Below are 19,054 nucleotides of genomic sequence, written 5' to 3' on the forward strand. Positions count from 1 at the left end.
AGGACGCCGAGGCCCGCGCGGCGCGTGAGGCCGAGGAGCGGGCTGCCCGCGAACAGGCCGAGGCCGAGCGCATCATGCGTGTCCGGAAGGAAGCCGCCGAGAAGGCTGCGGCCGAGGCTGAGGAGCGCCACCAGCGCGAGCTGGCAGAGGCCGCCCGCCGCGAGGAGCAGGCCGCGCAGCGCGAGCGGGACCGGATCGCGGCCGAGCAGCGCGCTGAGGAGGAGGCGCAGCGCAAGCGCGAGGAGAACGCCCGCATCCGCAACCGGATCAAGCGCGAGATCGCCGCGGCGCTGACCGCCCTGCCCCAGCCCCTGACCCCCGAAACCGTTGCGGAGGCCCTGGTGGCCGGCGGCATCCCGAACACAATGGTGAGGTTCTGACATGGATGGAGCATGGCCCTTTGACGACGCCCCGAAGCGTCCCGAGCCGAACAAGATCGCGGGCTCGCCGCCCCACGAGGAATATCAACCGCTCACGCGCACCCTCTCCGCCGGCGTCCACCACATCGACGGCGAGGACTATCACCGCGACCCGGCGCCCGAGGCGTCGCTGTCCTCGACGCTGGCCAAGACCATGCTGGCGCAGTCGCCCCTCCATGCCTGGACGGCCAGCCCGCGGCTGAACCCGGACTGGGAGCCGGTGAACAAGAAGACCTTCGACATCGGCCTGGCGGCGCACCGCGCGATCCTGGGCGCGGGCGGAGACTATGTCGCCATCCCCAAGAGCATGCTGGCCAGCAACGGTGCAGCCAGCACGAAGGAGGCCAAGGCCTTCATCGAGGACGCCCGCGCCGCCGGTCAGACGCCCCTCAAGGAGGACGAGGTCGCGCAGATCCATGCCATGCGCGCCAACGCGCAGGACAAGCTAACCGCGCTGCAGATCGACCTGGACCCTGCCCGCTCCGAGATGGTGGCCATTGCCGAGATCGACGGCGTCTGGTGCCGCGCGATGATCGACAACGTGCCGCTGGATACGCGTCTGCCGATCTACGACTTCAAGACCTGTGAGAACGCCAGCCCCGAGGCCTGCCAGAAGGCCATCCTGAACTACGGCTACGACGTGCAGGCCGAGCACTACCGCCAGGTCTGGCACGCGGCCACCGGCGAGGACCGCGTGTTCCGCTTCGTGTTCCAGGAGAAGAGCGCGCCGCACGAGGTCTGCGTGGTCGAGCTGGGCGCCGACACGCTGCTGATCGCCCGCAAGAAGATCGCCCGCGCCCGCGAGATGTGGGGCCTGTGTCTGCGCGCGGGCCAGTGGCCGGGCTATCCGCTCGGCGTCCACCGCGTGGACCTGCCCAGCTGGGCGATCGAGCGGTGGCTCGAGCGTGAAAGCCACGAGGCCCAGATCAAGCGCGATACGGGCCGCGACATCCTTGCCGCCTCCTATGCGGCGCAATCCCCCGAGAACCACGAGGTGAACCCATGGGCGTGATCCGCTTCATCCCCGTTACCGAGATCAATGATCCCCTGACCCTGTCGATCGGCCTGAGCGGCGGATCGGGCACGGGCAAGACCTATACTGCGCTGCTGATGGCACGCGGTATCGCCGAGGTCGTCACCGGCAAGCCCGGCGCCCCCATCGGCTATGTCGACACCGAGAACCGCCGCGCGCTGCACTACAAGGCGGCCTTCCCAGAAATGATGCACTTCGACTTTGCCGCGGTGGACGACAAGGGCAGCGTGGTCGGCTTCGGGCCCGAGCGCTGGATCGAGGTGATCGACGCGGCCGAGGAGGCCGGGCTGCCGGTGCTGATCCTCGACAGCTTCTCGCATGCCTGGGAAGGCGTCGGCGGGGTGCTGGACCTGCACGCCACGACGCTGGACCGCCTGACGCGCGGCGATGACAGCAAGAAGGACCAGCGCAGCCAGCTGGCATGGGCCGAGGTAAAGCCGCGGTACAGGCGCCTGATCGACCGCATCGTGCGCGCCAAGACGAACATCATCATCTGCACCCGCGCCAAGCCGGTAATGCAGGACTTCAAGACCAAGCTGAATGCCCGGACCACCAAGACCCGGCGCAAGGACGTGCCGTGGGATCCCGCAGCCGATGGAGACCTCATGTTCGAGATGACCACGATGGTGATCCTGGACCCGGTCGCGCCGGGCTGCCCCGTTCACCAGATCAAGGTCGCCGACCAGTTCAAGGCGCTGCTGAACCCGCGCCAACCGATGGGCGCCGAGACCGGCCGCAAGATGGCGGAGTGGGCGAAGGGCCAAGGCGATGCGCAGGCCCAGAAGGAAACGCTGGATCTCGCCCGCGCTAAGGCACGGAAGGGCAAGGACGCCTTTGCCACTTGGTGGAACAGCGACGAGGGCAAGCTGGCCCGGCCGGTCGCCCGGACGATCATGGACGAGCTGCAGGCGATCGCGTCGCAGGCGGAGCGGGACACCGTTCACAACGATGACGATCCGTTCGCCGGTCGCGGTAGCGCCTTTGACGAGGACGAAGCCGGCGACAGCATGACGCCTGAGCAGCGCGCGGAATACGAGGCCGCCATCGCCAACCTGAGCAAGAGCGCCTGACCCCATTCCCCGCCGCCCATCGCCTGTGGCGCGCGGGGAGAACTGGCGGGTCGGTCCACCTCCTCCCTCTCCGACCGGCCCGCCCTTTTCACAGCATCACGAGGATCCGCACATGCGCCACGACTTCCAGAACATCCCCGAGGATGCCGACGTCATCCTGCACCCCGCCGACGCGAACCTGATCCACCGCGAGCCGGTGAAGGCCACCCGAATTGGCATCTACTTCTTCTGCGAGGGGACCGATCCCGAGCGCGGGCCGGACTACTACCTGGGCGACGTTGCGGCCTTCTGTGAGGGCTGGGAGCCGGTCGAGGTGGCGGCGTGAGCCCCCGCCCCGGCCCGATCAAGCACGGCACGATCTACGCCTACAAAGCCCGCGGCTGCCGGTGCGACGCCTGCCGGACTGCCAATCGGGAAATGTGTCGGGCTGAGAGACGCCGGCGCGGCGTGATGCCGGTCGGCAACCCCTGCCTGATCGGCGACCGGCAATTCAGCAGTCAGCTGGAAGCCGCCCGATCCGCGAAAAGGTCCAAGAGCGCGATCAACTATCACCTGAATCGACACGGCAACCTCGATCGGCTCGGCGCAAAGCCGGGCGGACCGAACAACAGCATGGGCAAGCCAGTCCGCATCGGCGGGCAGGAATGGCCGTCTCAATCAGCACTGGACCGGGCCTTAGGCGTCCCCCTCGGCACCGTGTCGCGATGGATCAAGGCAGGCGCACTCGATGCCCTGACCGGCGCCGTGATGCGCATGAACACACAGAGGAAAGCGGCATGACCATGTATTCAGTCATCGGCAGCTCTAACGCTCAAGATGCCTCAGTGAGTAGCCTTACTCGTCATCTTCCTCACCGACACCTGCAACTTCCAAAATGGCTAGCAACACAGCGATGTCTTCGCGCTGGCGCTCATATTCAACCGCATCCGAGGCACTCAAAATGCGCGCTTCTTCGCTCTCGTCGCAATGCAGTTCAGCAGTGCCTAAGACGCGGCGCAGAACTTGGCTGGGAACTGAAACAGAGTGTGTGTGAGACATCGCGACCTCGGAACGAAAACAGTGGCTACCGTTTAGCCTACGCGGTGGCAGTACCGGAGAACGCCAAGCCATTCGAGTGCGTAAACGCTTCTGTCTTGGAGTTGTCATTGTTTCGTCACTTTTCTCGGAGGACAGATGTATGCGCATCCTGATCGCCTGCGAGACCTCCGGTGTGATGCGCCGCGCCTTCGCAGCCCGCGGACACGATGTCTGGTCCTGCGACCTTCTCGCGGCCGAGGACGGTAGCAACCGTCACATCCTGGGCGACGTGCGGGACATCCTGGACGATGGCTGGGACCTGATGGCCGTCATGCACCCGCCCTGCACGCGCCTGTGCCGATCCGGCCGACGCTGGATGTCAGGGCCTGGCAAGTGGACGCCGCCCAAGCAGCTGCCCAAGGGCCGCACCTGGGCAAGCATGCGCGAGGAGTTCGAGGCGGGCGTGGACCTGTTCACTGCTTGCTGGCGCGCGCCGATCGAGCGGGTAGCGATCGAGAACCCCGAGATGAACGACCTTGCCAAAGAGCGTATGCCAGCCGACCTCCCTGCCCCGCAGATTGTCCAGCCGTTCTGGTTCGGCGAGCCTGCCTACAAGGCCACCGGCTTCTACCTGCGCGGCCTACCGAAACTGGTGGCGACTAACATGCTGCCAGAGCCGGAGCGGGGCAGCGACGAGTGGAAGGCCTGGAGCGCGATCCACCGCGCGCCGCCGGGGCCGGACCGCTGGAAGATCAGGAGCAGGACATTCGCAGGCGTTGCCGACGCCAGCGCCGATCAGTGGGGCGGCTATGCCCAGAAAGCGATGGTGGGATGATGGCACAGGTAGCAGAACCACGCCCGGTAATGCGCCCTTCCGATATACGGCAGGCGGTTTCGGAGTGGGCAGCAATGGGTTTTGCCGTGACGCTGGACACGCGGGCGGGCGTCATCACGGTAACGCCGCCCGGCCCCCAGCAATCGGCTGATCCGTTTGACCAAGTGGATATGCGTGCATGACGAAGCGACACCTGCCCGCCCATATCTACGACAAGAAGGGCGTGCTGTATTTCCAGCGCCGTGGATACAAGACCACCCGGATCCAAGCTGAGGCTGGAACAGCAGCCTTCGCCCTCGAGTACGCGGCGCTTCTGAATGGAGCACTGATACCGCCCGCTGCGCCAGCCAGGACCTTCTCGGCCTTGGTGAAGGATTACCTTACTAGCAACCGCTACAAGCGCTTGGCGCCACGGACGGCAAGAGACTACGAGAAGGTGCTGGCGTGGGTTACGGCCAAGCTCGGCCACCTGCAGGTTGGCGGCATCCAGCGGAAGGACATCATCCGCGCGCGCGAGACGAACGCCGACAAGATGCGCTTTGCGAACTATATCGTCCAGGTTGTCCGCATCTTGTTGGAGCATGCCATCGACCTCGGCTGGAGGTCAGACAATCCCGCCAAGGGCGTGGAACTCCTTCGCAGTGATGCGCCTGCCCGCGAAGCATGGCCGCAGGACATGATCGACGCATACCGTGCGGAGGCTTCCGGCCGGGCGCTACTGATCTTCGAGCTGTGCCTAGGAACCGGACAGCGGATCGGTGACGTGCTGCGCATGAGATGGTCGGACATCGACGGAGAGGGCATCGCCATCCGTCAGGGCAAGACCAAGGCTAAGCTCTGGATCCCGATCACGCCGCGCCTGAGGGTGATCCTGGAAGAGACACCCCGCATCGGACTGACAATTTGTGCCTATGGGCCGCACGGCAAGCAGCTCAGCTATTCATCTGCGTCTCAGGACGTCCGAACCGTGAGAGACGCAATCGGCGCGCGTGCCTATGACATTCACGGGCTTCGCTACGCCGCGACTGCCGAGCTGGCCGCCGCGGGGTGCAGCGACGAGGTGATTGCCGCCATCACGGGCCACAAGACAACTGCGATGATCGCGAAATATGCGGGCCCGGCACGCCAACGCGCTCGCGCCAGCGAGGCGAACGCAAAGCGTGGAACGAACGCAGCACGAACGGAGAATGTTGAGAAGAGTGTTGAGAGCGACGAGTAAGGCACGCGCGGTGCCATGTCTCCATCGCGGAAAAAGTCAGCAGAAAGGGCGTGGTAGGGGCGGCCGGACTCGAACCGGCACTCATTGCTGAAACGGATTTTGAATCCGTCGCGTCTACCATTCCGCCACGCCCCCGGACTGGTCCCGGCGCCCTTTCGGCGACGGTCCGTGCGGACCGTTGGGCTTGGCGTAAATCCAGTCGCGGCGATTTGCAAGGGGCGGCGTGCGCCCCCTGCCCCGCGGCCTCAGCCGCGACCCAACTTGACCAGTCGTGCGTCGCGAAGCTGCGCGAAGTCATCGCCCGCATGATACGACGACCGGGTCAGCGGCGTCGCCGAGACCATCAGGAAACCCTTACCATAGGCGGCTTTCTCATAGCCCGCAAATTCTTCGGGCGTGACGAAGCGGTCGACGCGATGGTGCTTGGGGCTGGGCTGCAGATATTGGCCGATGGTGATGAAGTCGATGTCAGCCGCGCGCATGTCGTCCATGACCTGCAGCACGCCTTGGCGATCCTCTCCCAATCCGACCATGATGCCGGATTTGGTGAACATCGACGGGTCCAGTTCCTTGACCCGCTGCAGCAGACGCAGCGAATGGAAATAGCGGGCGCCGGGACGGACCTCCGGGTACAGGCCCGGCACCGTTTCAAGGTTGTGGTTGAACACATCGGGACGCGCCTCGACCACGGTCTCCAAGGCGCCAGGCTTTGACTTCAGAAAGTCGGGCACCAGCACTTCGATCGTGGAGGTCGGAGAGCGGTGGCGGATAGCCCGGATGGTCTGGGCAAAATGCTCGGCCCCGCCATCGTCCAGGTCGTCGCGATCGACGCTGGTGATCACGACGTGGTTCAGGCCCAGCTTCTGCACCGCATGGGCGACGCGGCCGGGTTCGAACGTGTCCAGCGCCTGCGGCTTACCCGTCGCGACGTTGCAGAAGGTGCAGCCGCGGGTGCAGATCTCGCCCATGATCATCATGGTGGCGTGGCCCTGGCTCCAGCATTCGCCGACATTGGGACAGCCGGCCTCCTCGCAGACGGTCGACAGGCGGTTCTCGCGCAGCAGGTCGCGCGTCTGCTTGTACCCCGCAGAGGTGGGCGCCTTGACGCGAATCCAGTCCGGCTTCTTGGGCTGGGCCTGATCGGGTCGGTGCGCCTTTTCCGGGTGGCGCTGATCCGGGATCCTGAGGTCGCGCAAGGTCATGGTCCTTTCGGTCGCGGTTCGGGCAGAAATAGGGGCTTTGCAACGATTTGGCAACGCATCCCCTGCCCCTGCGTCCACATGGCTGCCTTGCGGTCAGCCCAGATCCAGCAGCGGTCGCGCCGCCGCGGTCAGCAGGCGGGCCAGATCGTCGAACCAGCCCTGCCCCGGAGTCGATGCGCGGCGCATCAGCATGACCTGCCGCGCGGGCTGGGGGTCGGGAAACCTGACGGCCGTCAGGCCGGGTGCCGCGGCCAGCTCCTGCCGGCGGGCGATCTCGGGCAGGAAGGTCAGGCCCATGCCCTGCGCGGCAAGGCGGCACAGGGTCGACAGCGACGCGGCCCCCAGGTCCAGCCGCGCCGCGCGACGGTTCAGCCCGCAGACCTCAAGGGCCTGGTCGCCAAGGCAATGCCCCTCGTCCAGCAACAGAAGCTGGCCGGGATCCAGCGCGTCCGGGGACAGCGGTCGGCTGCGCAGATCGGCGATTCGCGCCGCGCTGCCGGCTAGCAGAAAGCGGTCGGCGAACAGCGGTATGGCCTGCAGGCCCGGCCCTTCGGGCGGGCTGGCGACGACGATGGCATCCAGCCGCCCCGCCTGCAGTTCGTCCAGCAGGCGGTCGGTCTGCGCCTCGCGCAGATGCAGGTCGCGCCCGATGTCGCGCGCCCGCAAAAGGGGCAGCGCCTCGGGCAGCAGATAGGGCGCGACGGTGGGAATCATGCCCAGCATCAACCGGCCGCCCTGCCCCGGCTGCCGCAAGTCCTGTTCCAGATCGGTCATCGCGGCCATGACCCGTTGGGCGTGGTCCTGCAGCGCGCGGCCCTGCGGGGTCAGGACGACACCCTGCGGGGTGCGTTCGACCAGGCGGGCGCCGATCTCCTCCTCCAGCGCGCGGATCTGCATGGACAGCGCGGGTTGCGTGACGTTGATCGATTCGGCGGCGCGTGTGAAATGGGTGTGCTGCGCCAAGGACAGGAAATAGCGCAGCTGGCGCAGAGTGACATTCATAAGGGGGCCTGATCAACGACGCGCGGTCAACGCCCACCATCTTATCGACCAGCCCCCGTCTGCGGCAATGACCTTCAACCGATCAGCCGCGATCCCTTGCCGTAGGTTTCCTCATAGTGCCGCTCAAGCCGCATCAGGGCCAGACGCAGGACGATCTTTCCAGACCGTGCGGACCAGCCAAGACGCCGTTCCGTCATCTCGATCCCCTCCAGAAAGCAGCACACCCGCAGGACGATGTCGCCCATGCCCGGGCCCAGGTCGCGCAGCGCGACGGCCACCCGGTCGCGCGCCGATTCCGATCCGCCGCGATAACCGCCGCCGCCACGCGACACGTCGATCCCCGAGGTCATGAAGCCGTCCCAGTTCTGGGTGACGCGCGGACCCATCTGAGCGAGCTCGAAATCCTCGCGCAGGCGTTCGCCCGCGGTGACCATGCCCGGCGTCAGGAATGCCTGTCCATCATGGTCACGCCGCCGCGCCAGCACCAGAAGCGGGCTTTCCGCGATGTTCACCCGGGTCTGGCGGCGGCGACCATCCTCGGGATCGTCGATGACGCAATCCTCCCACACCCGGTGACGGTCGCCGTGGTCAAACGCCGCCTGGGCCTCGGCCATGCCGTGGACGGGCTGGGCGCCCTCGTGGACCGGGTGGGCGTCCGCAAACGACGATGGCCCCGGCACGGCGCTGCGCTGGCGGGGCGACCGCAGCATCTGGCGCAGGGCCTCGCGCCCTGCCGGCGCGATGACATAGCGCTGGATGCGCCCCCCGCCCCGCGTCTGCACGACCCATCCCTTCAGCGCCATCATTTCTGCCAGGGCGCGTTCCAGAACGGCGGTACGGATGTCGTCGCGCGTGACGATCGCCTTGTCCATGCCGGGGGCCGATGCCATGCACGCACCCGGCTCTGCCAACCGGCGCAGCACGCGCAGGGCCTGACGCTCATCAGGCGCATTGGCCCCCTCGGGCCGCGGTGCCAGCGCGGCATCCACCAGCGGATCGTCGCGGCGCGCCTCGAACCGGCGGATACGGCGCAGGATGGTTGAGGCATGAACACCGGCCTCGCGCGCCAGGGCACGGATCGTCACCCCCTGGTCGACGTGGCGCAGGTAAAGGCGCGCGTCCTCGCTCAGGTCGTCTTGCGCGCAGGTCTGCCCTTGCACCTGCGCACGGTGCTCCGCGATGCCCGTGTGGATTGCGAAATCACCGGTCAATATGGTCATGTCAGGTCCCTTGTCGTCCTCGGGCAGCCCGGCAGTAGACTACCCTGGGTTGAAATCTTTCCCTGTGGTTAACAGGGTGTTTCTGCACATAGCCGCAACATTCCCTAACAATTCCTAAAGAAACCTTGCTCCACCGCGCGCTGCGGCAGGGCTTTTGGCAACACACCTCAAGGTTGTGTGAAGGTGACCCCGTGGCAAACGCAAAGGATCAGCCCCATGACCGCAGTCTCGAACGTGATCGTTTTTCGCCCCCGCCCGACGAATCAGGGCCTGCGCCGTCCCGGAACGCTGATCCGGGCCGCCCGCGAAGGTCAGAAGACCTGGAAGCGCGATCGCGACCTGCCCCGCCTGCTGCGCAGCGACCGCTGCCCCGCGCCGGGCGCCGTCCTGTCCCGCCTGCGGGCCGAGGAGCAGATCCAGAACGACATGCGCGTGACCCAGGCTGCCGAATACGACTTGCGCCGCCACGTCCTGCTGGTCATCGCCATCCTGGCAGAGATGCGTGCCGCGATCGACGCCGCGCCGATGCCGGCCACGGCCATCGCGCTGTGACCATCAGCGTTTCTTGATCAGGGAACCCAGAACGCCCCGGACCAGCGCCTGCCCGGTCCGGGTCCCCAACTGCCGGGCAAGGCTCTTGCCAAAGGTCTGCACGATGCTGTCGGACCGCCCGCGCGGCACAGCCTTCTCGCGTGCCGGCGCCTGATATGGTCGCCCCCGTCCCGGACCGGCGGGCATGTCGAACAACCCGTCGTCATCCTTCTTCACACTGGCCGCCTGGGCTGCGGCCTGGGTCTTGCGTGCCAGCATCTCATGCGCGGAATCGCGATCCAGGGCGGTGTCGTATTTCGGCCCCATCGGGGACGTGGCCCGGATCGCTGCGCGCTCATGGTCCGTGATCGGGCCAACCTGACTGAACGGCGGTCGGATCAGCGTCCGCTGCGCGATGCCCGGCACACCCTTCGGCTGCAGGAAAGAGGTCACGGCCTCGCCCGTCCCCACCTGCTGGATCGTCTTAGCGATGTCGAAATCGGGGTTGGTCCGATAGTTCTGCGCCGCATCGCGCAAGGCTTTCTGATCCTTGGCGGTGAACGCCCGCAGCGCGTGCTGAACCCGGTTGCCCAATTGGCCAAGCACCGATTCGGGAATGTCGGCGGGGTTCTGGGTGACGAACCAGATGCTGACGCCTTTCGACCGGATCAACCGTGCCACCCGCTCGACCTTTTCGATCAGGGCCTTCGGCGCGTCGTCGAACAGCAGATGCGCCTCGTCAAAGAAGAACGCGACGCGGGGCTTGTCCGGATCGCCCACTTCGGGCAGCTGCTCGAACAACTCCGACAGCAGCCACAGCAGGAATGTCGCGTACAGCCGGGGTGCGTTCATCAGGCGCTCTGCCGACAGGATGCTGATGACGCCGCGCCCGTCCGCGTCCTGGCGGATGATATCGGCCAGGGCCAGCGCCGGCTCGCCGAACAGGTTCGCTCCGCCCTCGGTCTCCAGCACCAGCAGCGCGCGCTGGATCGCGCCTACGCTGGCGGTGCTGACATTGCCATAGCGCGTCGACAGGTCGGCGGCGTTCTGTGCAACCCAGACAAGCATCGACTGCAGGTCCTTGAGGTCCAGAAGCGGCAGCCCCTCCTCGTCGGCGACGCGGAACGCGATCGCCATGACGCCCTCCTGCGCTTCCGTCAGGTCCAGCAGGCGCGACAGCAGCAGCGGTCCCATCTCGGCCGGCGTGGTGCGGACGGGATGGCCCTGCTGTCCCCAGACATCCCAGAATGTCACCGGATAGGATGCATAGGTCAGATCGATCCCGATCTGACCGGCCCTCGCAAGGAAAGGCTCGTGCAGCTTGCCTTGATCCGATCCCGCCTTGGCCAGCCCCGCCAGGTCGCCCTTCACATCCGCCAGGAACACCGGAACGCCCGCCGCCGACAGGCTTTCGGCCAGGGTCTGCAGGGTGACGGTCTTGCCCGTCCCCGTCGCACCCGCGACCAGCCCGTGTCGGTTTGCCAGCTTCAGCAGCATCGTCTCGGGGGTCGCGTATCCGGCGCCGGCGCCGCCCACGAAGATCGTTCCCGCATCCAGGTCCAGAACCGAGCCCATCGCATCCCCCACCAACAAATTGCGCAACGCATGCCTTGAAAAGACAATTTTAACGCTTTCATGGCAAGGTGAAGTTGTCCGGATCGCAGCCGTGACCCGGACCTTCCTCCCTGTTGGACTGCCGCGCCCTCGGGCGCGGCTTTTTTTATGTGATCGGGGGAAAATCCATAGACCGTTGACGGATCACGCCAACGCGATTAGCGTGCGTCTCAATGATGACCGGCCAGTCCGGCAGGGAGAATAACGCAACGCGTCGGGGGCCGTGGTGGAAGCCACGGCCTTTCGCGTCAATTCATGACGCGTGTCCGGCCGGTTCGGTTCCCACGCAACTTCTTCAATGCGCAATACTGTGCAATGTCCCGACCTCAAGGGTTGGTGACAACGCGTGTCTTGGCAGGGGACTGACAAGGCGCCGGCGCCGTGCTAGATCAGCCGCAATGCGTTGAGCAAAAGAAAGAAAGATTGATGTTCATTAGACATTCGCACGCGCTGTTGGCCGCCGTCGCCCTGATCACCGGGCCCGCATTCGCCCAGGACACCCCGGCGCCGGCCACCCCCGAAACCCCCGCGGCGGAAGCCCCCGCCGCCGATGCGCCTGCAACCGCCGCACCGGCCGCAGATGCCCCTGCCGCAGACGCGCCGGCCACCACACCTGCCGATGGAGAGACGCCAGCCGCGCCCGCCGATGCCCCCGCGGCCGAGAACGCGCCCGCAGGTCAGCCCGCGCGCGATCCGAACGGACCGGGCAGCTATTACGCCAAGTCCGAGCATGGCGATTGGACCATCCGCTGCATCCGCGCCGATCAGGGCAAGGATCCGTGCGAGATGTACAAGCTGCTGACCGATGCCGACGACAACCCGGTTGCCGAACTGACCATGGTTCCGCTGTCGAATGGCGACGTCGCTGCCGGCGCCACCCTGGTCGCACCGCTGGAGACGGACCTGATCGACGGCCTGGGCTTCCAGATCGGATCGGGCGAGATGCGCGGCTATCCGTTCAGCTTCTGCGCGCCGGTCGGCTGCGTCGCGCGTCTTGGCTTCACCAATCAGGAACTGGCAAGCATGAAGGCCGGCAGCACCGCGGCCGTGCAGCTGCTGCCCTTCGGCGGCGACCCGGATTCGCCGGTCCAGCTGAGCATGTCGCTGACCGGCTTCACCGCCGCGTTCGATGAACTGGCCGCCTATGCCGCCGCACCCGCGCCCGCCCCGGCCGCCGATGCAGAACCGGCAGAGGATACCCCCGCCGAGGACGCACCGGCCGAGTGATCGCCCCTGCCATCGCATGAACGGAAAAGGCCGCGTCCCCTAGACGCGGCCTTTTTCATGTGTCCCGCATGACGATCAGACGCGGCGCAGGGCGATGACCGCGTTCAGTCCGCCAAAGGCGAAGGCATTGGACAGGACGGCATCGACCCGCGCCTCACGGGCCTCGTTGGGAACGACGTCCAGCGCACATTCGGGGTCGGCCTCCTGATAGCCGATCGTGGGCGCGATCACCCCGTCGCGCAGCGCCATGATGCAGGCCAGCAGTTCGACCGCGCCGGTGCCGCCGATCAGATGGCCGTGCATCGACTTGGTCGACGACATCATCAACCGGTCCGCGTGATGGCCAAAGGCATGTGCCACCGCCGCACATTCCGTCTTGTCATTCGCGGCAGTGCCCGTTCCGTGGGCATTGATATAGCCGATATCCTCGCGGTTCAGGCCGGCATCGACCATCGCCCCGGTGATCGCGCGCTCGGCCCCCTGGGCCGATGGCATGACGATGTCCTGCGCATCCGACGACATGGCAAAGCCCACGACCTCGGCCAAAATCTCGGCGCCGCGCGCCCGGGCGTGTTCGAAATCCTCGAAGACGAAGACGCCCGCGCCTTCGCCCTGGACCATGCCGTTACGGTTGGCACTGAAGGGGCGGCAGGCGTCCTTGGACATCACGCGCAGCCCCTCCCATGCCTTGACGCCGCCAAAGCACAGCATCGCATCGGACCCGCCCGACAGCATGACGTCGGCCGCGCCCGACCGCACCATCTGGAACGCCAGGCCCATCGCATGATTGCTGCTGGCGCAGGCGGTGGCGACGGTGAAGGCGGGGCCGCGTAGGCCGAATTCCATGCTGACATGGCTGGCCGCGGCATTGTTCATCAGCTTGGGGACCACGAAGGGATGGACGCGGTTCTTCCCCTCCTCATAGACGGCGCGATAGTTCTCGTCCCAGGTGTTCAGGCCACCGCCGGCCGTGCCCAGGATGACCCCCGACCGCAGGCCAAGCGCGCCCTGAAAGTGCAGGCCCGACTGCTCGACCGCCTGCTTGGCGGCCAGCAGGGTGAACTGGGTGAACTTGTCATAGAGCAGGATCTGCTGGCGGTTGAAATAGGTCTCGGGCGTCCAGTCGTGGACCTGTCCGCCGATCTGGATCGACAAGCGATCGACATCGCGAAAATCTAGCTGCGTGATCCCGCAGCGACCCTCGCGGAACGCCTCCAGGGTGGTGGCGACATCGTGGCCAAGCGCGTTGATCGTGCCGGCGCCGGTGATCACCACACGGCGCAGCCCGCCGCGGCCGGTCGTCTCGGCCGCAGGCCGGATCGCGGGTGCCGCGCGGCCTGCGTCGATCAGCGCTTCGTCCACGGGGGCGGTCATTCCGCCTTTTCCGCGACCAGCCGATGCACCGCGGCGATGATCGTGCCCATGTTCGAGATGTCGAAGTCGGACTTCTCGGGCTCGTTCGCGTTGAACGGGATCGAGATGTCGAACTCTTCCTCGATGGCAAAGATCGATTCGACCAGGCCCAGGCTGTCGATGCCCAGTTCGGCGGGGGTCGCGTCATCGGTGATCTGGTCGGGTTCCAGCATCGCCTGCTCCGCGATGATGGCCCGAATGCGCTGCGTGATGTCGTCTGTCATGTCGCCTCCTGTTCAGCCCTTTTCCAACAGGCGTGTAACGGTTTCCTGAAGCTTGGACAGCTGTTGTGCGAAACGCGGCAGCCGCCGCATGGCCTTCTGGATCTCCAGCTGGGTCTCCATCTTGACCGCGGGGTTGCCCAGGATCACCCGGCCTGCCGGCACGCGGGTGAAGATCTTGGCGGCACCGCCCGCAATGACGTCGTCCCCGATCTGGATGTTGTCGTTGACGCCCACCTGCCCGGCCAGCACGACCCTGTCGCCGATCACCGACGATCCGGCCACGCCCACCTGGCTGCACAGCAGGCAGTCACGGCCCACGACGACGTTGTGGCCCAGCATCACAAGGTTGTCGATCTTGGTGCCGTCGCCCACGCGGGTCGACCGGATCGTGCCGCGGTCGATGGTGGCGTTCGCGCCGATCTCGACGTCGTGACCCAGCTCGACCGCGCCAAGCGAATGGATGCGCGTCCAGTGCTGCTGGTTGACCGCGGCACGGGCACCCAGGGTGCGGCGGATCTCCTCGATCCCCGACTCCTCGGGGGTGACGAAGGAAAACCCGTCGCCGCCGATGGACGCGCCCGGCTGCACGATCAGACGGTCGCCCGCGGTCACGTCATGGCCGATCCGCACGCCCGGATGGATCAATGCCTGATCGCCGATGCGGGCGCCGCGACCGATGCTGACATGCGCCCCGATGCGGGCGCCCTGTCCGATCCGCACATGCGCGCCGATGACGACAAAGGGCGCGATCGCCGCGCCGTCGCCGATCGTGGCCGTGGGGTCGATGACCGCGGTCGGATGGATGCCCGGCGCGATGTCCGGGCCGCGGTCGAAAGCCCGCGTCAGACCGGCCATGACCAGCCGCGGGCGGGGGGCAAAGATGGCGGCCTTCAGGCCATAGGCCTCGGGGTCCATCCCCTCGGCCAGAATGGCGATGCTGCCGGGCTTCAACGCCGCGGCGTATTTGGGCGCCATGGCCATGGCCAGCGTGCCGCCACCCGCGTCGACCGGACCGACCGCCGCGGGTTCCGCCGCACCCGTCACGCGGATCGACTGGTCGCCCCAGCATTGCGCGTCCAGAGCCCGCGCCAGTTCACCCATTGTCAGGACCATGGCCCCCCCTTTCGCGCAAGGACTTAGCCTGTTTGCAAGGCTGCTTCCAGTGCCCGCGTTCCGGGGCGGGTCACAACCCCGGGTTCAGGTCCGCGACCATGGCGGGCGCCGCCGCGCCAAAGCCCTGGGCCTGCAGCGCCTCCCAGATGCGGGCGTCGCGGCCATAGATGTCGTCGAACAGCCGGATGCGCCCGTCCGGGCCGGGCCAGGCGGTGAAATAGACCAGATGCACGGGAACCGGCGGCGTCAGCTTCAGCCAGGTCTCGCGTGCCCGGTCGCGGGCGCGCTGGAACATCGCCGCCGGATCATCGGTCTGGCGCGACAGCAGCGCGCGGGCCAGATCGACCGGATCGCCGATGCGGATGCAGCCATTCGATTCCGCCCGCACCCGGTTCGCAAACAGGTGCTTGGACGGCGTGTCGTGCAGATAGATGTTCCAGGGGTTGGGGAAGATGAACTTGACCACGCCAAGGGCATTGTCGTCGCTTGGCTTCTGGCGCAGCCTGAACGGAAAGCTGGCGGCGCTATAGCGGCCAAAATCGATGCCGTCCCGCGCCAGCACCCGCCCCGCGCCATCCACCACGTCCAGATGCGACAGCGCATGGCGGTTCGCCTGCAGGCGGGGCAGATAGTCGCGAACGGCGATGGACCGCGGCACGTTCCAGCTGGGATTGACCACGACATTGGCCATCATCTCGGAAAATTCCGGCGTGCGCATGTCGGGCGTGTCCTTGCCCATGACGCTGCGGGTGCGGAACACCTCGGCCCCGTCTTCCACGATGGTCGTGCTGAATTCCGGGATGTTCACCCAGACATGGCGGCTGTCCAGATCCTCGGACGCCATCCAGCGCATCCGCTCCATCGCCACCAGGATCGCGCGTTGCCGCGCGTCCTGTCCGGTGCCGCCATCGCCGTTCAGCGCCGCGATGGTCCGCGGGCCCGCGACGCCGTCATCCGGCAGGCCGGCCGCACGCTGATAATCGGAGACCGCCCGCGCAAGGGCATCGTCATACAGCGTGGCATCCGGCGCATCGGCGGCAAACCCGATGGCCACCAGGCGCGTGCGCAGGTCGGCGATCGCCGCGGCCCTTTGGCCGGGCCGCCAGACACCGGTCGCGATACGCGGCAGGCCTTGTGGGACGGCTAGGTCGGCCGGCCCGGACAGCGCCTGTTGCAGCGCAAGATAGGCCGGATGGTCCGGTCCGGCCCCGGCAAGGACCGCCGCAGGATCCGCCGCCGCCTCGAACCGCGCCAGCAGCGGGACGACCGCGGTCCGCACGGGCTGTCGCTTGATCTCGGGGTCGACGCGCGTCGGGTTCAGCACGCCGCCGGTCAGATCGCGCAGCAGGCGTGACAGGGCATGGGCATGGGCGATCTCGGCCGCAAGGCCTTCGGTCGCCGTCAGACGGTCGGGCTGGTATCGGGCAACGGGGATGCCATGGCGCGGGGCGTTCCCGATCGCGTCCCGCAAGGCGAGTCGCCGGGCCTCTCCCTCGGGGCCAAGGAAGATCGCGCGCAACCCGTTGCTGCCATAGAACGAGGCAAGATCGGCGTCGTCCGACACTGCCAGCGCCAAGGCCATCTGTTGCGGCGTGAAATCCAGCCGTGGCGCCGCGGCCACGCTCACGGCAGCGAGAGGTTCGCGTGCGCCGGACACAACGGGAAGCCAGCCGACGACCCCCGCCAGTGTCAGCGCCAGCACGCCCCGGACCATTCGAACCGCCATCTGAACCTCCGAAATTCTGCCCGTATTGTCCCACGGCCGCCGTGCGCGCGCCACACCCCACGCATCTGTTTGTGCAGTGGAAAAGCAGTGGTTGCCAAAACGCCACAGCGCCGCCGCCGATGTGCAACATTACCCGTTTTAGGCGAAATCTTGCCGAAATTCGGATTAGGATCGGCCATCCCGGCAGAATCCGTTTCGTCGCGCACGCGCTTTTGACATATTGTTAATCAGGTCGGGGATAAACCACGACAGGCCGCGACGTGTCGCCGGCTTAAAAAAACGAAGCAGGACAGGCGATCTGACATGACAATGGACATTATCTCCCGTCGCGGCATCTTGGGTGTGTTCGCGGCAACCAGTGTTGCGGCGACTCCGGTGATGGCGAATGCCTTCGGATTTTTGCGCGGCAATGCGGGCGACATGCGGCGGGTCAAGATGTACAACGGCCGGACCGGCGAGAGCATCGACACGGTCTATTGGGTCGACGGAAAATACATCCGCGAGGCCCTGAACGAGATCAACGTGTTCATGCGCGACTGGCGCACCGGCGAGGTGATCGGCATCGACCCGCGGATGATCGACGTGGCGGCCGCGTCCTCGCGCCTGCTGCAGACCAACGAACCTTACATGATGCTGTCGGGATACCGCTCGCCCCGCACCAACGCGATGCTGCGGCGCCAGTCCAGCGGCGTGGCGCAGAACTCGCTGCACCTGACGGGCAAGGCGGCCGACCTGCGGTTGAAGTCGCGCTCGGTCGGGCAGATGTACCAGGCTGCCGTAGCCTGCCGCGCCGGTGGCGTTGGACGCTACAGCCGGTCGAACTTCGTGCACATGGATTGCGGTCCCGTCCGCACCTGGGGCAGCTGATTTCAGACGACCTTTTCGCAAGGCGCAAACGCCCTCTGCCACCCGCAGACGGCGTTTTCCGCATTTTTCGGGCTTGCCGCCGCAACGCTGGCTTGCGACGCTGGCCGGAACAACAAGACAAGATCGGACCTGCATGAGCCCCCTCGAGACGCGCCGTTTCAAAACCGCCAAGAAAATTCAGGCCGCAGCCATCGAACTGGCCGTCCACGACGGTCTTCCCAATGTCACGACCGAGGCGATCGCCCGACATGCGGGCATCAGCACGCGGACCTTCTTCAACTACTACCCCTACAAGGAGGCGGCCCTGATGGGTCCGCCGCCCGACTATCCGCCGGAGGCGTCCGAGATCTTCATCGCGGGCAAGGGTCGCCTGATCGAGGATCTGGGCCTGCTGATCGAGGCGCATCTGGCCCGATATCTGAACGAACGCGAGCTGATCGGCGCGATGCTGGCCCTTTCCGACAAGGACCCCAAGCTGGAGGCGCTGCGCAACAGCGCCATGTTGGCGCGCCGTGCGCAGATGCGTACGCTGCTGCATCGGCGGATGCCCGGGTCGGACGAACGCGTGATCGAGATCCTGGCCGCCGCGATCATCGCCGCGACGAACGCCGCGACCAAGGATTGGGTGTCGGGCGCGCGCGAGGATTTCATCGCCGCAGCGCATGAGAACCTGTCGCTGATCCTGACGGCGGCCGAAATGCTGGACAAGCCCAGCTAGGGCGTCAGCAGCTTTCGGTACAGATCGTCCAGGAATGCCGCGCCCTCGGCCACGGGGTCGCGGCCGTCTCCCAAGACGGCGCGGACCTGCGTCTCGAAATCGGCATAGTGCTGGGTCATTGACCAGATCGAGAAGATCAGGTGGCGCGGCTCGACCCGCGCCAGCAGACCTTGGTCCATCCAGCCTTCCAGAACCGCGACCGTCCGGTCGACGATTTGTCGCAGATCGCCGCCCAGGATTTCGGTCAGATGCGGCGCGCCCTGCAGGATCTCATGGGCGAACAGGCGGCTTTCGCGGGGATAGTCCTGCGACATCGACAGCTTGGCCTGCACATAGCGCAGCACCTCGGCCAGCGGCTCTCCGTCGGCGTCGATCTGGCGCATCGGCGCCAGCCACATCTCCAGCAGGGTCGTCAGCAGCGCCTTGTGGATTTCGTCCTTGGAGCCGAAATAGTACAGCACGTTCGGCTTGGACAGGCCCGCCGCCCGCGCGATCTGGTCGATGGTCGCACCGCGCAGTCCGTTGGCCGAAAACGCCTCCAACGCCCCGTTCAGGATCAGCTCCCTGTTTTTCTGCTGAATCCGGGTCATCTGGGGCATGCAGG

The 19,054-nt window shown here is 66.5% G+C and carries 20 protein-coding genes, 1 tRNA gene and 1 pseudogene; 11 read left to right on the forward strand and 11 right to left on the reverse strand.

Going from position 1 to position 19,054, the window contains the following annotated elements; genetic code table 11:
- From FHD68_RS18940 to FHD68_RS05990, 5 genes and pseudogenes are all read left to right on the forward strand, one after another.
- Window positions 1-380, forward strand: a pseudogene (locus FHD68_RS18940) (hypothetical protein); the annotation flags it as partial.
- 1 nt (window position 381) lies between these two features.
- Window positions 382-1,431 carry a PD-(D/E)XK nuclease-like domain-containing protein gene (locus tag FHD68_RS05975; protein ID WP_139085364.1) on the forward strand — a complete coding sequence of 350 codons (1,050 nt, stop codon included), beginning with the start codon at window positions 382-384 and terminating at the stop codon, window positions 1,429-1,431.
- Complete coding sequence (locus tag FHD68_RS05980) at window positions 1,422-2,522, forward strand: AAA family ATPase (RefSeq protein WP_139085366.1); 1,101 nt, start codon at window positions 1,422-1,424, stop codon at window positions 2,520-2,522. The genes FHD68_RS05975 and FHD68_RS05980 overlap by 10 nt, the downstream gene beginning before the upstream one ends.
- A 112-nt stretch (window positions 2,523-2,634) precedes the next feature.
- On the forward strand, window positions 2,635-2,847 hold the full coding sequence (locus tag FHD68_RS05985) for a hypothetical protein (protein ID WP_139085368.1): 213 nt from the start codon (window positions 2,635-2,637) through the stop codon (window positions 2,845-2,847).
- Window positions 2,844-3,302: a hypothetical protein gene (locus tag FHD68_RS05990; RefSeq protein ID WP_139085370.1), complete on the forward strand. Its 459-nt coding sequence runs from the start codon at window positions 2,844-2,846 to the stop codon at window positions 3,300-3,302. The genes FHD68_RS05985 and FHD68_RS05990 overlap by 4 nt, the downstream gene beginning before the upstream one ends.
- A gap of 54 nt (window positions 3,303-3,356) precedes the next feature.
- Here FHD68_RS05990 and FHD68_RS05995 read toward each other — a convergent pair whose 3' ends face one another.
- Entirely contained in the window at window positions 3,357-3,560 is a 204-nt protein-coding gene (locus FHD68_RS05995) for a hypothetical protein (protein ID WP_139085372.1), read from the reverse strand.
- Between the two features lie 139 nt (window positions 3,561-3,699).
- Between FHD68_RS05995 and FHD68_RS06000 the strand changes: the two genes are divergently transcribed.
- Both FHD68_RS06000 and FHD68_RS06005 read left to right on the forward strand, forming a co-directional pair.
- On the forward strand, window positions 3,700-4,374 hold the full coding sequence (locus FHD68_RS06000) for a hypothetical protein (protein ID WP_139085374.1): 675 nt from the start codon (window positions 3,700-3,702) through the stop codon (window positions 4,372-4,374).
- Between the two features lie 178 nt (window positions 4,375-4,552).
- Complete coding sequence (locus FHD68_RS06005; protein WP_139085376.1) at window positions 4,553-5,593, forward strand: tyrosine-type recombinase/integrase; 1,041 nt, start codon at window positions 4,553-4,555, stop codon at window positions 5,591-5,593.
- Window positions 5,594-5,644: 51 nt separating this feature from the next.
- Here FHD68_RS06005 and FHD68_RS06010 read toward each other — a convergent pair.
- From FHD68_RS06010 to FHD68_RS06025, 4 genes are all read right to left on the reverse strand, one after another.
- Window positions 5,645-5,728, reverse strand: a tRNA-Leu gene (locus FHD68_RS06010).
- A gap of 110 nt (window positions 5,729-5,838) precedes the next feature.
- Window positions 5,839-6,795, reverse strand: a complete 957-nt coding sequence (gene lipA, locus FHD68_RS06015; protein ID WP_127898421.1) for a lipoyl synthase — start codon at window positions 6,793-6,795, stop codon at window positions 5,839-5,841.
- Window positions 6,796-6,888: 93 nt separating this feature from the next.
- On the reverse strand, window positions 6,889-7,797 hold the full coding sequence (locus tag FHD68_RS06020; protein WP_127898420.1) for a hydrogen peroxide-inducible genes activator: 909 nt from the start codon (window positions 7,795-7,797) through the stop codon (window positions 6,889-6,891).
- Window positions 7,798-7,871: 74 nt separating this feature from the next.
- A complete protein-coding gene (locus tag FHD68_RS06025; RefSeq protein WP_127898419.1) occupies window positions 7,872-9,017 on the reverse strand; it encodes a DUF6456 domain-containing protein in 1,146 nt (381 codons plus the stop codon).
- A 216-nt stretch (window positions 9,018-9,233) separates the two neighbouring features.
- Here FHD68_RS06025 and FHD68_RS06030 point away from each other — a divergent pair, with 216 nt between their 5' ends.
- Window positions 9,234-9,569, forward strand: coding sequence for a DUF6477 family protein (locus FHD68_RS06030; RefSeq protein ID WP_045980859.1), 336 nt, complete (start codon window positions 9,234-9,236; stop codon window positions 9,567-9,569).
- A gap of 3 nt (window positions 9,570-9,572) precedes the next feature.
- Here FHD68_RS06030 and FHD68_RS06035 read toward each other — a convergent pair whose 3' ends face one another.
- Window positions 9,573-11,123 (reverse strand): helicase HerA-like domain-containing protein, encoded by a 1,551-nt coding sequence (locus FHD68_RS06035; RefSeq protein ID WP_127898418.1) that lies wholly within the window; start codon window positions 11,121-11,123, stop codon window positions 9,573-9,575.
- A 465-nt stretch (window positions 11,124-11,588) separates the two neighbouring features.
- On the opposite strand from FHD68_RS06035, the gene FHD68_RS06040 reads away from it, so the two are divergent.
- On the forward strand, window positions 11,589-12,389 hold the full coding sequence (locus FHD68_RS06040) for an invasion associated locus B family protein (protein WP_127898417.1): 801 nt from the start codon (window positions 11,589-11,591) through the stop codon (window positions 12,387-12,389).
- A gap of 75 nt (window positions 12,390-12,464) precedes the next feature.
- Here the strand turns inward: FHD68_RS06040 and FHD68_RS06045 are convergent, their stop codons facing one another.
- From FHD68_RS06045 to FHD68_RS06060, 4 genes are all read right to left on the reverse strand, one after another.
- On the reverse strand, window positions 12,465-13,673 hold the full coding sequence (locus FHD68_RS06045) for a beta-ketoacyl-[acyl-carrier-protein] synthase family protein (protein ID WP_045980892.1): 1,209 nt from the start codon (window positions 13,671-13,673) through the stop codon (window positions 12,465-12,467).
- 86 nt (window positions 13,674-13,759) lie between these two features.
- Window positions 13,760-14,026, reverse strand: coding sequence for an acyl carrier protein (locus FHD68_RS06050; protein ID WP_045980857.1), 267 nt, complete (start codon window positions 14,024-14,026; stop codon window positions 13,760-13,762).
- Between the two features lie 12 nt (window positions 14,027-14,038).
- A complete protein-coding gene (gene lpxD / locus FHD68_RS06055; protein WP_045980856.1) occupies window positions 14,039-15,139 on the reverse strand; it encodes a UDP-3-O-(3-hydroxymyristoyl)glucosamine N-acyltransferase in 1,101 nt (366 codons plus the stop codon).
- 70 nt (window positions 15,140-15,209) lie between these two features.
- The gene (locus FHD68_RS06060) at window positions 15,210-16,865 is read right to left on the reverse strand and encodes a L,D-transpeptidase family protein (protein ID WP_240542397.1); all 1,656 of its coding nucleotides are present in this window, start codon (window positions 16,863-16,865) and stop codon (window positions 15,210-15,212) included.
- A gap of 303 nt (window positions 16,866-17,168) precedes the next feature.
- On the opposite strand from FHD68_RS06060, the gene mepK reads away from it, so the two are divergent.
- Window positions 17,169-17,732 (forward strand): peptidoglycan L,D-endopeptidase MepK, encoded by a 564-nt coding sequence (gene mepK, locus FHD68_RS06065; RefSeq protein WP_045980855.1) that lies wholly within the window; start codon window positions 17,169-17,171, stop codon window positions 17,730-17,732.
- A 133-nt stretch (window positions 17,733-17,865) separates the two neighbouring features.
- Window positions 17,866-18,450 (forward strand): TetR/AcrR family transcriptional regulator, encoded by a 585-nt coding sequence (locus FHD68_RS06070; protein ID WP_127898416.1) that lies wholly within the window; start codon window positions 17,866-17,868, stop codon window positions 18,448-18,450.
- Here the strand turns inward: FHD68_RS06070 and FHD68_RS06075 are convergent.
- Window positions 18,447-19,049, reverse strand: a complete 603-nt coding sequence (locus FHD68_RS06075; protein WP_127898415.1) for a TetR family transcriptional regulator C-terminal domain-containing protein — start codon at window positions 19,047-19,049, stop codon at window positions 18,447-18,449. The genes FHD68_RS06070 and FHD68_RS06075 overlap by 4 nt on opposite strands.
- Between the last annotated feature and the right edge of the window lie 5 nt (window positions 19,050-19,054).

Origin of the sequence: Paracoccus marcusii, assembly GCF_006151785.1 — a bacterium.
Taxonomy (GTDB): Bacteria; Pseudomonadota; Alphaproteobacteria; order Rhodobacterales; family Rhodobacteraceae; genus Paracoccus; species Paracoccus marcusii.

What these genes read in the sequence shown, in the direction of transcription:
- FHD68_RS05975 (WP_139085364.1), top strand. Translation starts at nt 382, where the DNA reads ATGGATGGAGCATGGCCCTTTGACGACGCCCCGAAGCGTCCCGAGCCG.
- FHD68_RS05980 (WP_139085366.1), top strand. Translation starts at nt 1,422, where the DNA reads ATGGGCGTGATCCGCTTCATCCCCGTTACCGAGATCAATGATCCCCTG.
- FHD68_RS05985 (WP_139085368.1), top strand. Translation starts at nt 2,635, where the DNA reads ATGCGCCACGACTTCCAGAACATCCCCGAGGATGCCGACGTCATCCTG.
- FHD68_RS05995 (WP_139085372.1), bottom strand. Translation starts at nt 3,560, where the DNA reads ATGTCTCACACACACTCTGTTTCAGTTCCCAGCCAAGTTCTGCGCCGC.
- FHD68_RS06000 (WP_139085374.1), top strand. Translation starts at nt 3,700, where the DNA reads ATGCGCATCCTGATCGCCTGCGAGACCTCCGGTGTGATGCGCCGCGCC.
- FHD68_RS06005 (WP_139085376.1), top strand. Translation starts at nt 4,553, where the DNA reads ATGACGAAGCGACACCTGCCCGCCCATATCTACGACAAGAAGGGCGTG.
- lipA (WP_127898421.1), bottom strand. Translation starts at nt 6,795, where the DNA reads ATGACCTTGCGCGACCTCAGGATCCCGGATCAGCGCCACCCGGAAAAG.
- FHD68_RS06020 (WP_127898420.1), bottom strand. Translation starts at nt 7,797, where the DNA reads ATGAATGTCACTCTGCGCCAGCTGCGCTATTTCCTGTCCTTGGCGCAG.
- FHD68_RS06025 (WP_127898419.1), bottom strand. Translation starts at nt 9,017, where the DNA reads ATGACCATATTGACCGGTGATTTCGCAATCCACACGGGCATCGCGGAG.
- FHD68_RS06030 (WP_045980859.1), top strand. Translation starts at nt 9,234, where the DNA reads ATGACCGCAGTCTCGAACGTGATCGTTTTTCGCCCCCGCCCGACGAAT.
- FHD68_RS06035 (WP_127898418.1), bottom strand. Translation starts at nt 11,123, where the DNA reads ATGGGCTCGGTTCTGGACCTGGATGCGGGAACGATCTTCGTGGGCGGC.
- FHD68_RS06040 (WP_127898417.1), top strand. Translation starts at nt 11,589, where the DNA reads ATGTTCATTAGACATTCGCACGCGCTGTTGGCCGCCGTCGCCCTGATC.
- FHD68_RS06050 (WP_045980857.1), bottom strand. Translation starts at nt 14,026, where the DNA reads ATGACAGACGACATCACGCAGCGCATTCGGGCCATCATCGCGGAGCAG.
- lpxD (WP_045980856.1), bottom strand. Translation starts at nt 15,139, where the DNA reads ATGGTCCTGACAATGGGTGAACTGGCGCGGGCTCTGGACGCGCAATGC.
- FHD68_RS06060 (WP_240542397.1), bottom strand. Translation starts at nt 16,865, where the DNA reads ATGGCGGTTCGAATGGTCCGGGGCGTGCTGGCGCTGACACTGGCGGGG.
- mepK (WP_045980855.1), top strand. Translation starts at nt 17,169, where the DNA reads ATGACAATGGACATTATCTCCCGTCGCGGCATCTTGGGTGTGTTCGCG.
- FHD68_RS06070 (WP_127898416.1), top strand. Translation starts at nt 17,866, where the DNA reads ATGAGCCCCCTCGAGACGCGCCGTTTCAAAACCGCCAAGAAAATTCAG.
- FHD68_RS06075 (WP_127898415.1), bottom strand. Translation starts at nt 19,049, where the DNA reads ATGCCCCAGATGACCCGGATTCAGCAGAAAAACAGGGAGCTGATCCTG.